The following is a 12871-nucleotide window of genomic DNA, read 5'->3' on the forward strand; positions in this document are numbered from 1 at the left end:
ATGGACCTGGCGAGCCTCAATGCATTCGTGGCGATCGCCGAGAGCGGCAGCTTTTCGGCAGCCGGCGAGGCCTTGCACCTGACCCAGCCAGCGGTAAGCAAGCGCATTGCACTCCTGGAGGCGCAATTGTCGGCGCGGCTGTTTGATCGCCTGGGCCGGCAGGTGGTGCTGACCGAAGCCGGCCAGGCGTTGCTGCCGCGCGCGCAACGCATCCTGGCCGAGCTGCAGGACACCCGCCGCGTGCTGGAGCATTTGGGTGCAGCCGTTGGCGGCCGCTTGAGCCTGGCCACCAGCCACCATGTGGGTCTGCACCGCCTGCCGGCCTTGTTGCGCGGTTTTGCCACGCAACATCCCCAGGCGGCGCTGGACATCCAGTTCCTGGATTCGGAGCTGGCGTACGCCGCGGTGCTGCGCGGCGAGGTGGAGCTGGCAGTGACCACCCTGGCACCGGACACGCGCGCTCCGCTGCGCGCGCAGCCGATCTGGCACGACCGCCTGCAGTTCGTCGTTGCACCCGATCACCCGTTGGCGGCACTGCCTGCAGTGTCGCTGGACGATGTGGTGGCGCACCCGGCGGTGTTGCCCGATCCGGGCACCTTCACCCATCGCATCGTTGCCAACCTGTTCGCCGAGCGCGGCCTGGTGCCGAGTTTGCGCATGACCACCAATTACCTGGAAACGATCAAGATGCTGGTGTCGGTGGGCCTGGCCTGGAGCGTGCTGCCCGAGCGCATGATCGACCACCAGATCGTGGCGCTCCCGCTGGCCGATGTCGCGTTATCCCGCGAGCTGGGATGCGTTACCCATGGCGGGCGCACCTTGTCGCGTGCGGCGCAGGCGTTTGTTGCGCTGTTGCATGCGCAGGCGGATCTGGCGCAGGCGTAGGCTGCCGGCGAATGTCTGCAGCGTGCTGCACGTGTCGGCGAAAGATGACGTCAGCAGTTTGATCTCGGCACGAGCGCACGAGAGGTGCGATGCGTCCTGCGCACGCGGCTTGCTGACTCGGCGATGCCGCGGCCCGGCCGGCAACGCTGCGCTTCTTCTTCGCCACGCACCGCCCGTGCAATGTAACAACACCTGTCTTGCATCGGGCCCGCATGCAGCAGTCCACGGGCCTCAGCAACGTCTTACGGCCCGATCAAACGATCCCGCCCCTGCCGCTTGGCTTCGTACAGACGATGGTCGGCCAACGCCAGCAATTCGCGCCGGCTGGGCGCCTCCTCGCTCATCGCCATGCCCATGCTGGCGGTACAACGCACGGTCATGCCCTGCGCATCGACTTCGATGTCGGCCAGTCGCTGTCGCATGCGCTCGAACAGCGCGCGCGCCTGTACCGCATCCAGCCCGGTGGCCGCCAGCAGGAATTCTTCGCCACCATGACGCGCGGCAAAGCAGCGCGCCTGATCCTGCTCGCTCAACACCTCGCCGATGGCCGACAGCACCGCATCGCCAACCTCATGGCCGTAGTCGTCGTTGATACGCTTGAAGTGATCGATATCCATCAACGCCAGCGCCAACGCCGCGCCACCGGCGTGCGCCTCATCGAACCATTGCTGCAGCACACGCTCGGCTTCGCGCCGGTTCGGCAGCGCCGTCAGCACGTCGTGGCTGGCGCGGTGTTCCAGCTGGCGCATCAACGCTTCGCGCTCCTGGCTGGCCTGCTGCAGCGCCAGGTTCTTGTCGCTCAGTTCGCGCGTGCGCCGGTCGATGACGGTATTGAGCTGGCGCTGACGCAGGCGATAGCTGGCGGTACGCCACAGATACAACCCGTAGATCACGCTGGCCAGGCCGAGGATGCCCAGGCCGATCACTTCGCCGCGGCGCCACCACGGCGGCGCCAGTTCGATGACCAGGCTGGCTTCGCCCAGCAGGTCGTTCTGCCGCCAATCCACCGGTAGCGACATCGCTTGCACGCGGAAGCGGAAACGGCCCGGCGGCAAATTGGTGTAGACCGCTTCGCTGGCATTGTCGGCATCCACCCACTCCGGGTCGAAGCCCTCCAGCCGGTAGCGATACCGCACCTTGTCCGGGCCGCGGAAATTCAGCCCGGCATACACGATCGCGATACGCCGGGTCTCGGCGCCGAACCGGTGCGGGCCACTGAGCGGCTGCACCATGCCATCGACCAGCAGGCGCTCGAAGACGATCGGCACCCGATGGCCTTGCAAGGTGCCCACGCGGGCCGGATCGATCACGCCCAGGCCTGCGGCGGTGGGGAACAGCAACTGCCCGGACTGGGTCAGCCAGCCAGCGGGCGCGCTGCTGCCGTTGCCCTGGTTGCTGGGCATGCCGTCGCTGCGGTCGACCACTTCCACGCTCAATTGCTCGCGCGTGCCCGCATCGAGCTGGTCGAAGTTATCGCGTGCGATGCGGAACACCCCGTGGTTGCTCGACAGCCAGAAATAGCCACGGCCGTCGTCGATCACGCGAAACACCTTGTCGCGCGGTAGCCCGACCCGGTGGTCGTAGACGCGGAAGCTGTCGCCGCGCAACCGCAGCAGGCCGCGATCGCTGGCAATCCACACATCGCCAGCGGCATCGCGCAGGAAATCGAAGGCGTTCTGCCCGGGGAAATCCTGCTCGCCCAGCCAGGCGCGGGTACTGCCGTCCGGCGACAGCGCAGTCACGCCGCGATCGGTGCCGATCCAGACGATGCCCTGCGCATCGCGGTACAACACCTGCACCGAGCCGTCCGGTACGCCGTCGGCTGCGGTGTAGCGGCGTGCCTTGCCGTTGCGCCAGCGCACCAGCCCGGCGGTGGTGCCGATCCACAGATCGTCGCCGTCCGGCAACACCGCACGCACCGACATGGAGGGCAGGCCATCGGCCGCGCCGATGCGCACCAGCACGTGGCCTTGCGCGTCCAGACGCACCACGCCCTGGCTATAGGTACCGGCCCACACGCCGCCATCGCCAGCATCGGCCAGCGCCAGCACCGATTGCTCGAGCACGCGCCCTCCTTCGCTGGGCGACAGCGACACGCGGCTGATGGTGCCCTCGCGCCAACGATCCAGGCCGACGGCATTGCCCACCCACACCGTGCCCTCGCCGGTCTGCAGCACGCAGCGCACGTAGTCCGAACTCAGACCCTCGTCGTGGGTGACGCCGTGCGCGGCGCCCTCGGCAATGCGGAACAGCCCGTGGGTGCTGCCGACCCAGATCAGGCCTTCGGCGTCTTCCAGCAGCGCCGGGCTGGCGACGCCGGAAATGGCGATCTGCTCGTCCGGGTCGTTCGGCCCGCTGTGCACCACCAGCGTGCCCGAAGACAGGCTCATCCACAGGTGCCCGCGGCGGTCCAGCAACACCGAATCCACGCGTTGGCCCTGGCGGAAACGCTGCAGGCCACCGCCACGGCTCCACCACCACACGCCATCGTCGCCGGCGACCAACAGGCCGCCCTGACGGTCGCTGGCCAGCCGCCGTACCGGCGCATCGCGCATTCCGTGCCCCCTTCCCCAGGCCACCGCCTGGACGCCATCGTGCGGCAGCCGATACAGCCCGACCTCGGTACCAACCCACAGGTCGCCGCGTTCGTCCGCAGACAAGGCCGTGACGCGCGCGCGCGGCAAGCCGGTCTGGCGGCCGACGTCGACCACCCGCCCGTCGCCCTCGATGCGGTACAGCGTCTGCGGCGTGCCCACCCACAGCGCGCCATCGGCACGCCGCAGCAGGGCGCTGACCGCAAGATGCCGCGCCGACGCATCGCCCAGTTGCTGCCAATGACCGTCCTGATAGTGGTAGACGCCGTCGAACGCAGTGCCGAACAGCATGCCGCCGGTGCTGTCGCGAACCACCACAAATACCCCGCCCAGCTCGACGCCGGGAGTGTTCTGGCGGTCGTACACGGTGAAATCGCGCCCATTGAAGCGCGCCACGCCTTCCCAGGTACCCAGCCAGATCAGCCCGTCTTCGCCCTGGGCCACCGCGTGCACCAGGTTGTGCGGCAGGCCGTCGTCCATGTTCCAGCGCGTGACGGTGTGGTACGCGGCGTGCTTGAGCACCTGCGCGGCCGCGGGCCAGGCGTTGAGCAGTGCGCAACACAACAGCAGCCACAGCCACGCCAGCCCGATCCGCCGCACGCACGTGCTGCGAACGCAGCTTGTGTGCGCCTGCGTACCGCCCCTTCCCACGCTCCCCGTCCCCTCGTCCGTGCTCGCTGGAGATACCTGCCCGTATGCACCGGCAGGCCTACGACCAATTTATCACCGGGGTTTTTGTGCTGCCTTCGGTGGATCCCTGACAGCTGCCGGGAGCGGCACGACACCGGGAACCGGGCAGGCGGAACCGTTAACGTAGCGGTCGGGCGCCGAGTATAAATATAGAACCCGATGGTCTAGTATTGACGGCATGTCCAGCTCGTCCCCCCTCAATTCCAAGACCAAGAGCAATGGCCCTGGTCGTCCCAAGGATCTTGGAAAGCGTGCCGCCATCCTGGGTGCCGCCCGCACCATGTTCATGGAGCAGGGCTATGCAGGGGTCAGCATGGATGGGATCGCCGCGCAGGCCGGCGTCTCCAAACTGACCGTGTACAGCCACTTCGGCGACAAGGAGAGCCTGTTTTCCGAGGCGATCCGCGCCCAGTGCCAGCACATGATGCCGGACGACCTGTTCGATCACGCCCCCAAGGGCGCATTGCGCGACCAGCTCACCGAGATTGCCCATGCGTTCTTCGCCATGGTCAGCACCGAATCGGCCATCTCCACCCACCGCATGATGATGGCGCCCGGGACCGGCGACGTGCATATCCGCGAGATGTTCTGGGATGCAGGCCCCAAGCGCACGCAGCGGGCGCTGGCGGATTTCCTGTCTGCGCGGGTGGCCGACGGCCAGCTGGAGATTCCGGACGTGGCGCGCGCTGCCTCGCAATTCTTCTGCCTGCTCAAGGGCGAGCTCTACGCCTTGATGATGTGCGGCCTGCACGGCCAACCCACCCGCGCCCAGGTCAATGAGCACATCGACACCAGCGTGGACTTCTTTTTGAGGGCCTATGCGCCGCGCTGAGCGCCCCCGGCCTTTGGTGGCGATGACTTCCGGCACTGCGCCGGATGGCAGCGCGCGGCGATGCTAGATGCGCCAGGTGCCTCGCGCACCGGTAAAATGTTCGCCCCACCGCGTTGGATACCCGCACCATGACGATCGATTTCACCCAGGCCCGCGAAAAGATGGTCGAGCAGCAGATCCGGCCGTGGGACGTGCTGGACCTGCGCGTACTCGACGTGCTGGCGCGCATGCCGCGCGAAGCCTTCGTGCCGGAGGCCTACAAGACGCTGGCCTATGTCGACGTGGAAATTCCGCTGTCGGCCGGTCACAAGATGATGAAGCCGGTGGTCGAAGGCCGCATGTTGCAGGCACTGGACCTGCAACCGGGCGAGGACGTACTGGAAATCGGCACCGGCAGCGGCTTTGCCACCGCCTGCCTGGCCGCACTGGCGCGCGAAGTCCTCAGCCTGGAGATCGACCCGGCGCTGGCCGCGGCTGCGCGCGCCAATCTGGACCGCACCGGCCTGGGCAGCAACGTCCGTATCGAAACCGCCGATGTCTTCGGCTGGCAGAGCGAGCGTCGCTTCGACGCCATCTGCGTGACCGGCGCGGTCCACACGCTGCCCGTCCAGTGGCTGCAGTGGTTGCGCCCGAACGGCCGGTTGTTCGTCGTGCGCGGTCACGACCCGGTGATGGAAGCGGTCCTGGTCCGTGGCGAGGTCAACGCCCCGCGCATCGAATCGTTGTTCGAAACCGACCTCGCCTATCTCCAGGGCGCCGCACCGACGCCCCGATTCCAATTCTGATTCCCAAGGAAGCTCCCCCGATGATCCGCCGATCCCTTGTCCTGGCCCTGGCCGCCGCCCTGTCTCCGATGGCTGCGCACGCCACCGACCTGCTGCAGGTCTACGAAATGGCCCGCAACGGCGATCCGCAGCTGGCCGTGGCCGAGTCCACGCGCCTGGTCAATCGGGAGGGTCAGGTGCAGGCGCGTGCGGCGTTGTTGCCGCAGCTGGACGGTAGCGCCAGCTACACCCAGTCGCATCGTGAGCTGGAGGGCGTCGATGGCCGCTCCACGACCAAGCAGCGCCAGTACGCGATTCAAGGCAGCCAGACCATCTTCAATTGGGCGCAGTTTTCCAACCTGCGTGCGCAACGCGAAGTGGCCAAGGCTGCGGATTTCACCCTGGCATCGGCCAATAACGACCTGATCACCCGCACCTCGGCAGCGTATTTCCAGGTACTGGTGGGGATCGAGTCGCTGGCGGCAGCCGAGACCAACGAAGCGGCCGCAAAGAAGCAGTTCGACTACGCCGACAAGCGTCTGGAAGTGGGTCTTGCACCGATCACCGACGTGCACGAGGCCCGCGCCCAGTACGACCAGGCACGGGCAGACACCATCAACGCGCGCAATACGCTCAAGGACTACTACCAGGCACTGACCGAGCTCACCGGCCAGCCTGTGGTCGGCTTGCGCGCATTGCCAGATGAGTTCCGCCCCGAAGTACCGGCCGCCTACAGCAACGTGGATCAATTGGTTGCCACCGCGATCGCCGACAATCCGGCGCTGAGGGCGCAGCAGTTGCAGGTCAGTGCTGCCGAGGCGCAGGTCAGTGCCGCCCGTGCCGGCCATCTGCCCACACTGAGCCTGGGTGCCAATGTCGGCCGCAGCAATAGCTGGGGCGGTCAGGGAACGGTGGATGAGGCGGCGGGCAACTTCACCACCGCAGGCCGCGACATCGACACCGATTCCGTCGGCATCACGCTGACGATTCCGATCTTTGCCGGCGGCGCGACCCAGTCGGCCGTGCGTCAGGCACTGTCGCAACGCGATATCCAGCAGGACACCTACGAGCAGCAGAAGCGCGCGCTGGATCGCAACACCCGCAATGCCTACCAGACCGTTGTTGCCGGTATAAGCGAAGTGGAAGCCCGCCGCCTGGCCGTGGTGTCGGCGCAAGCCGCCTACGACGCCTCGCAAGTGGGTCTGGAAGTGGGCACGCGCACGGTGCTGGACGTGGTGCAAAACCAGCGCACGCTGTTCCAGGCGCAACTGAACTACGCACAGTCGCGTTACAACTTCCTGCAGAACCGCCTGCTGCTGGGCCAGGCCATCGGCAAGCTCGACATCACCGATCTGCAGGACGTCAACCGCCTGCTATCGCAGGACGCCGAATCCAAGCTGCAGGGCAGTGGGTCGTTGCAGTAAGGCGAGCTGGATGCACAAAAAAAAAGCGGGCTAAGGCCCGCTTTTTTTGTGCGCGATGCAACCGCATGCGCACCTGTCGTGACGGCGGCTGCAACTGCGCTAACCCGGCCACGCCGGCGTGCAGCATCCGATGCAAGTGATCCCACCACGCGTCTCACTGCCTGGCGCAAGTTCTCACCGTTGAGCGCAACGAGGGCTGCACTCCGGCGCCAGGCTCGGCGGAGTGTGGCACGGCCATGCACGCAGCCACGCAGCGAGCGACAAACCTCATGCCACAACGCCCGCGCTCGCCAGCGGCGGCAGATCGGCAGCGATCTGCACCAAGGTGCGGGCCACCGCGCCCTTGCCGTTGGCGACCAGCGCCAGGCCTGCAGTGGTCATCGCCTCGCGTTGTGCGGGGTCGGCGAGCAGGCGCGCCAAGGCCTGGTAGACGCACTCGGCATCCTCGCAGATGGCAACCGCATCGGCTTGGCGCATGCGCCGCGAAATCTCCGAGAAGTTATGCAGATGCGGGCCAGTGATTGCCGGCGTTCCGACGGCGGCCGGCTCAAGCAGGTTATGCCCGCCGATCGGTTGCAGACTGCCACCGACGAAAGCCACCTGCGCGCACGCATAGAAGCTCATCAGCTCGCCCAGGGTGTCGATGACGAATACCTTGTCGCCCGCCTGCGGCCATTGCTGCGCCTTGCGCGTGGCAACGCGCCAGCCGCGCTCGCGTGCCAACGTCTCGACCTTGGGAAAGCGCTCGGGATGGCGCGGTGCCCACAACAGCAGCAAATCCGGAAATTGCAGCAGCAACCGTGCGTGGATATCGGCAACGGCGGCCTCTTCGCCTTCGTGCGTGCTGGCGGCGATCCACACCGGGCGCGTGGCCGGCACGTGCATGCGAAACTGCGCGACCAACGCCTGCAATTGCGTTGGCGCTGCGATATCGAACTTGAGATTGCCCAGCGCGATCACCTGATCCGGGCGCGCGCCCAGGGTGACGAACCGCTCGGCATCGTCCTGCGACTGCGCCGCCACGCAGGTGACGGTGCGCAGCGCACGACTGATCAACGGCGCCAGCAACCGATAGCCGCGCAACGAGCGCGCCGACAACCGTGCGTTGAGGATGTACACCGGAATCTGGCGATCGCGGCAGCCGAACAACATGTTTGGCCACAGCTCGGTTTCCAGGATCAAGGCCAGGCGCGGGCGGAAGTGTTCGAGAAACCGCCCCACGCTGCCCGGCACATCGTAGGGCAGATACACATGGTCCACCGCATCGCCCCACAGCGCGCGCACGCGCTCGGAGCCGGTGGGGGTGATGGTGGTGATGACCCAACGGATATCCGGGCGCTGCGCTCGTAGCGCATTGACCAGCGGCGCGGACGCGTTGACCTCGCCCACCGACACCGCATGCACCCACACCCGCGGGCGCCCGCAGGCGTGCGTGTAGGACGCATAGCGCTCGTTCCAGCGATTGAAGTATTCGCGCACGCGGAAACCGCGCCACACCAGGTGGTACACCGTGACCGGCAACAACAGGTAGAGCAGCGCCGAGTACAGCCCGCGCAACAGCCATTCGATCGGATCTTTCCGCATCCGTGCAGGATACGGGAGCGTCCGTGCGTGCGCATGTGCACGCTGCCTGCTGGGCGCAATCCCTTAGAGCGTGTTATGCACGTTGAGGTGAGTGCGAAGCGTCTTGTGGCGCGTCGAGACACCGCGTGCGCCTTGCCCAGGCGACCAGCCTGGGCAAGGCGCGCAACGCAGTATCCCGGAGGGTTGGCCGTCAGCGGCGCGGAGCGGGCACCGCGCCGCTGACGGCCAAAGCATCTCATCTCAAAGTGCATCACACGCTCTAGAATTGACGCATGTCCGAGCCCGCCAACGTCGCCGTCCGCCCTTCCCTGCGCAACCCCAAGCACTTGCCGATGTATCTGGGCCTGGCGGTGATGGTGGTGGCAGGGCGCCTGCCCTGGACGCTGCAACGTGCCGTGGGCCGCGGCGTGGGCTGGATTGCCATGCGCCTGGCGGGCACGCGTCGGCGCGCGGCCGAGGTCAACCTGAAACTGTGTTTCCCCGAGCAGGACGATGCCTGGCGGGCGCGGCTGTTGCGCGACAGTTTCGACGCGCTCGGCGTGGGCCTGTTCGAGTTCGCGCGCGCCTGGTGGGGCAGCATCGATGTCATTCGACCAGGCGTGCAGATCGAGGGCCTGGAGCATCTGCAGCAACTGCAGCAGCAAAAACGCGGCGTGTTGCTGGTATCCGGCCACTTCATGACGCTGGAAATGTGCGGGCGCCTGCTATGCGACCACGTGCCGCTGGCCGGCATGTACCGCAGGCATCGCAACCCGGTGTTCGAGTGGGCGGTCAAGCGTGGGCGCTTGCGCTATGCCACGCACATGTTCGCCAACGAAGACCTGCGCGCCACCATCAAGCATCTCAAGCGCGGCGGTTTTCTGTGGTATGCGCCGGATCAGGACATGCGCGGCAAGGACACCGTGTTCGTGCCGTTCTTCGGACATCCGGCCTCCACCATTACCGCCACGCATCAGCTGGCACGGTTGACCGGCTGCGCGGTCGTGCCGTACTTCCATCGTCGCGAAGGTGGCCGTTACATCCTCAAGATCGCACCGCCGTTGGCCGACATTCCGTCCGATGACGTCATCGCCGATACCACGCAGGTCAATGCCGCCATCGAAGACATGGTACGCGAAGCGCCGGACCAATACCTGTGGATCCATCGGCGCTTCAAGCGTCAACCGGGTGGACGTAGCGATTTCTATCGCTGACGCCGGCTCGGCGAACGCCTGCAACGCATGTGTGGGCGTTGCCGCCGCAGCTCGTAAAAGGGAGGAAGTGCCGATCAACCGCGTGTGCCGCGCTACTGCGGCGCGCGGTCCGCATCGTCGTTGAGCAAGGCGCCGGCATACAGCCCGGCCAGCATCAGGCTCAGCCCGCCCCAGAAGCTGGAATAGAACGCCAGATGGGTGTTGAACGGAAACACCGTGGCCACCAACGCAATCATCGCCGGCCGCGCCTGCTCGCGCGCCACCACGCTTGAGTAGCGCCACGCACGCCATGCCTGCGCCGCGCCAGCCAGCCACAGCAGCAAGCCGATCACGCCGGTTTCGGCCAGGATCTCGAGCACGATCTGATGCGCATGAAAGGCCGGCCCGCCGCCCCAGGCGGGCGCTTGGCCAGGTGCCGGATTGCAGGCCGGATAGGCCTGCCGGAACCCGCGCACGCCTACGCCGTTGAGCGGATGCGCGCGGATCATGCACAGCGCCGCGCCCCAGATCTGGGCACGCCCGGACAAGGCCTGGTCCACGCCCTGTTCGCCATTGCCGAACGCCAGCGTGGTGCGCTGGATGCGCTCGCGCGCCTGTGGCGCCACCGCCACCACCGCCACGGCCAACAGTGCGCCGACCACCGCCGCGGCCAGCGAACGACGCCCGCCCAGCAGCTGCCAACCGGACAGCAGCATGATCACGCCATAGGTGATCCAAGACGCGCGCGAGCCGGCCAGGACCAACACAATGCCGACCGCCGCCGCGCCGACAAGCCAGGCCAAGACATGACGCCGCCCCAACGCCAGCAACAGGAACGGCGACAGGCTGGCCAGGGTCTGCCCGAATTTCAGATTGCAGGGGCCCAGCACGCCGCTCAACCGGTCCACCAGCGCCAGTTCCTGGGCCGTGCACAGGCCATGGCCGCTGATCAGCTGCTTGATCTGATCGATGCCAAAAAACAACGGGCTGGTGCCGAAGGCGGCCTGCAGCAACGCGTCCAGCGTCCACACCCCACCGATGACCGCCAGCCCGGTAAAGGTGCGACCCCGACGCTGTGCATTGGCCACGGCGATGGCGCATAACCACATGAACGGCAGGTAGCGCAGATCGGTGGCCGACTTGCGTAGTGCGCGGCCGGCATCCATCGCGTCGAACGCCGACAGCATCTGCGGCAACCAGTACGCCAGGAACAACACGCTGGTCAGTGCCCAGGCTGCGCCGCTGAGCAGGCGCGTGCCGCCGCGAAAGCGCGCATGCAACAGGCGGTACGCCGCGAACAACGCGCCCAACGACAACACCGTTTCGGCCAGGCCGGGCGTAGGCCATAGCGCCACGAACACGATCACCCACAGCGGCGCCCAGCGGCCGGCATCGGGCGTCAACACGGGCGCCCGCGGGAGGGCCTCAGCGGCGGAGTTCGTCATAGACCTTCAGGGTGGCCGTTTGCATGGCCTGCAACGTGTAGGGGATCACGGCCGGCGCTGCCGGGGCGTGCTGCAGCAACTGCAGCGCCTGCGTGCATAAGGCCCGGGCATCGAAAGCGGCGACCGCACCACCGGGCTGTAACTCGGCCAGCAATTCGCCAACGCCGCCGTGTGCCCAGCCCAGCACCGGACGGCCGACCGACAGCGCCTCCACCACGGTGCGGCCGAAGGCTTCCGGCTTGCGCGAAAGCTGCAGCACCAGATCGCTGGCCGCATAGGCCTCGGCGATGCGGGCAGTGGGCTCGGTCAAGGCGATTGACTCGGCAACGCCCAGCCTCGACGCTTCTGTCTCCAGCTCCCGCACGTACGCCTCGCGCCCGGGCTCGCATGCGCCGGGCAACCACAAAAAGGCCGGCACGCCGGCTGCACGGATGTCGGCGAGCAGCTGCAGGCCATCGGAATGCCCCTTCAGGCGCGTGCCACGGCCCGGCAGCAATAGCAGCGGTGCATCGGCCGGCAGAGCGGGCAGCAGCGTCTGTGCCCATGCACGGGCACTGCGGTCCGGCTGCAGCCGGCGCGGGAACTGCGCGATATCCACCCCACGCGGAATGGTGCGCAGCCGCGCCGGATCGGTCTGCGGGTAATGCGTGCACACGTATTCGCGCACCGTCTTGGACACGCAGATCACGCGCTCGCCGTAGGTCATCACTGCGCTGTAGCGGCTAGGCGAATTAAGCCCGTGCACGGTGGTCACCAGGCGCGGCCGCGTTGCCTCGGGCATGCCGCGCAGCGCGTACCAACCCAGCCAGGCCGGCAGCCGCGAACGTGCATGCACGATGTCGGCCCCGAGTTCGGTGAACAAGCGACGCAAGCCGATCACATGCCGCAGCGTCAGCAACGATTTGCGGCCGATCTCCAGGGTGAGATGCTCGCCACCCACATCCAACAGCGGCTGCACCAGGCGTCCGCCGGCCGACACGACGACGGCGCGATGACCGGCGCGCACCAGCGCGGCAGCGATTTCCAGGGTGGAGCGCTCGACGCCGCCGGACTGCAGTGCCGGCAGCAGTTGCACCACGGTCAGGCGGTGCATCCGGCCAGTATCAGTCGGCGAGCACGAACAGCGCGCCGCAATACGGGCACTTGGCTTCGCCGTTGGGCTCGTCTTCGATCGGCAGGTACACGCGCGGATGCGAGTTCCACAGCGCCATCTGCGGCGTCGGGCAGCTCAGCGGCAGGTCGCCGCGGTGCACGGTGTAACGCTTTTCGGCATTGGCGGGCGCGGTGGCGGTCTGGCTCATGGCGGTGCGATCGGAAGGCAAAGGCAGAGTGCGGATTCTAGCAGCCTGCGTGGTGATCGGCCCATCGACCGGGCGGTACAGGCCCGCGCGGGGGTGAGTTGCAAGAGTTGCCAATCCAATCGCCGAGGCCGCTATGGAATCGGCGATTCTGCAGCACGCCCCCCAATCGGCAGCGCGACA

General features: G+C 67.1%; 10 protein-coding genes. 5 read left to right on the forward strand and 5 right to left on the reverse strand.

Going from position 1 to position 12871, the window contains the following annotated elements:
• Positions 1 to 885 (forward strand): LysR family transcriptional regulator, encoded by an 885-nt coding sequence (locus J7396_RS10015; RefSeq protein WP_209261383.1) that lies wholly within the window; start codon positions 1 to 3, stop codon positions 883 to 885.
• 242 nt (positions 886 to 1127) lie between these two features.
• On the opposite strand, the gene J7396_RS10020 is transcribed toward J7396_RS10015, so the two are convergent.
• Positions 1128 to 4130, reverse strand: a complete 3003-nt coding sequence (locus J7396_RS10020) for a two-component regulator propeller domain-containing protein (RefSeq protein ID WP_209261384.1) — start codon at positions 4128 to 4130, stop codon at positions 1128 to 1130.
• 217 nt (positions 4131 to 4347) lie between these two features.
• Here J7396_RS10020 and J7396_RS10025 point away from each other — a divergent pair, with 217 nt between their 5' ends.
• The 3 genes from J7396_RS10025 (at position 4348) to J7396_RS10035 (ending at position 7189) form a co-directional block, all read left to right on the forward strand.
• Positions 4348 to 5001, forward strand: a complete 654-nt coding sequence (locus tag J7396_RS10025) for a TetR/AcrR family transcriptional regulator (protein WP_003483364.1) — start codon at positions 4348 to 4350, stop codon at positions 4999 to 5001.
• 128 nt (positions 5002 to 5129) lie between these two features.
• Complete coding sequence (locus J7396_RS10030; protein WP_011348526.1) at positions 5130 to 5786, forward strand: protein-L-isoaspartate O-methyltransferase; 657 nt, start codon at positions 5130 to 5132, stop codon at positions 5784 to 5786.
• 20 nt (positions 5787 to 5806) lie between these two features.
• Positions 5807 to 7189, forward strand: a complete 1383-nt coding sequence (locus tag J7396_RS10035) for a TolC family outer membrane protein (protein WP_008573685.1) — start codon at positions 5807 to 5809, stop codon at positions 7187 to 7189.
• Positions 7190 to 7456: 267 nt separating this feature from the next.
• On the opposite strand, the gene waaA is transcribed toward J7396_RS10035, so the two are convergent.
• Positions 7457 to 8773, reverse strand: a complete 1317-nt coding sequence (gene waaA, locus J7396_RS10040) for a lipid IV(A) 3-deoxy-D-manno-octulosonic acid transferase (protein ID WP_008573684.1) — start codon at positions 8771 to 8773, stop codon at positions 7457 to 7459.
• Between the two features lie 272 nt (positions 8774 to 9045).
• Here waaA and J7396_RS10045 point away from each other — a divergent pair, with 272 nt between their 5' ends.
• Positions 9046 to 9966 (forward strand): LpxL/LpxP family Kdo(2)-lipid IV(A) lauroyl/palmitoleoyl acyltransferase, encoded by a 921-nt coding sequence (locus tag J7396_RS10045; RefSeq protein WP_209261385.1) that lies wholly within the window; start codon positions 9046 to 9048, stop codon positions 9964 to 9966.
• Between the two features lie 92 nt (positions 9967 to 10058).
• Here the strand turns inward: J7396_RS10045 and J7396_RS10050 are convergent, their stop codons facing one another.
• The 3 genes from J7396_RS10050 to J7396_RS10060 are packed head-to-tail and all read right to left on the reverse strand — an operon-like array spanning position 10059 to position 12691.
• Positions 10059 to 11390, reverse strand: coding sequence for an O-antigen ligase (locus J7396_RS10050; protein WP_057681631.1), 1332 nt, complete (start codon positions 11388 to 11390; stop codon positions 10059 to 10061).
• Entirely contained in the window at positions 11371 to 12483 is a 1113-nt protein-coding gene (locus J7396_RS10055) for a glycosyltransferase (protein WP_209261386.1), read from the reverse strand. The genes J7396_RS10050 and J7396_RS10055 overlap by 20 nt, the downstream gene beginning before the upstream one ends.
• A gap of 10 nt (positions 12484 to 12493) precedes the next feature.
• Positions 12494 to 12691 carry a zinc-finger domain-containing protein gene (locus tag J7396_RS10060; protein WP_008573675.1) on the reverse strand — a complete coding sequence of 66 codons (198 nt, stop codon included), beginning with the start codon at positions 12689 to 12691 and terminating at the stop codon, positions 12494 to 12496.
• Positions 12692 to 12871: the final 180 nt, after the last annotated feature.

This window comes from Xanthomonas sp. A1809 (assembly GCF_017746015.1).
GTDB classification, from domain to species: domain Bacteria; phylum Pseudomonadota; class Gammaproteobacteria; order Xanthomonadales; family Xanthomonadaceae; genus Xanthomonas; species Xanthomonas euvesicatoria.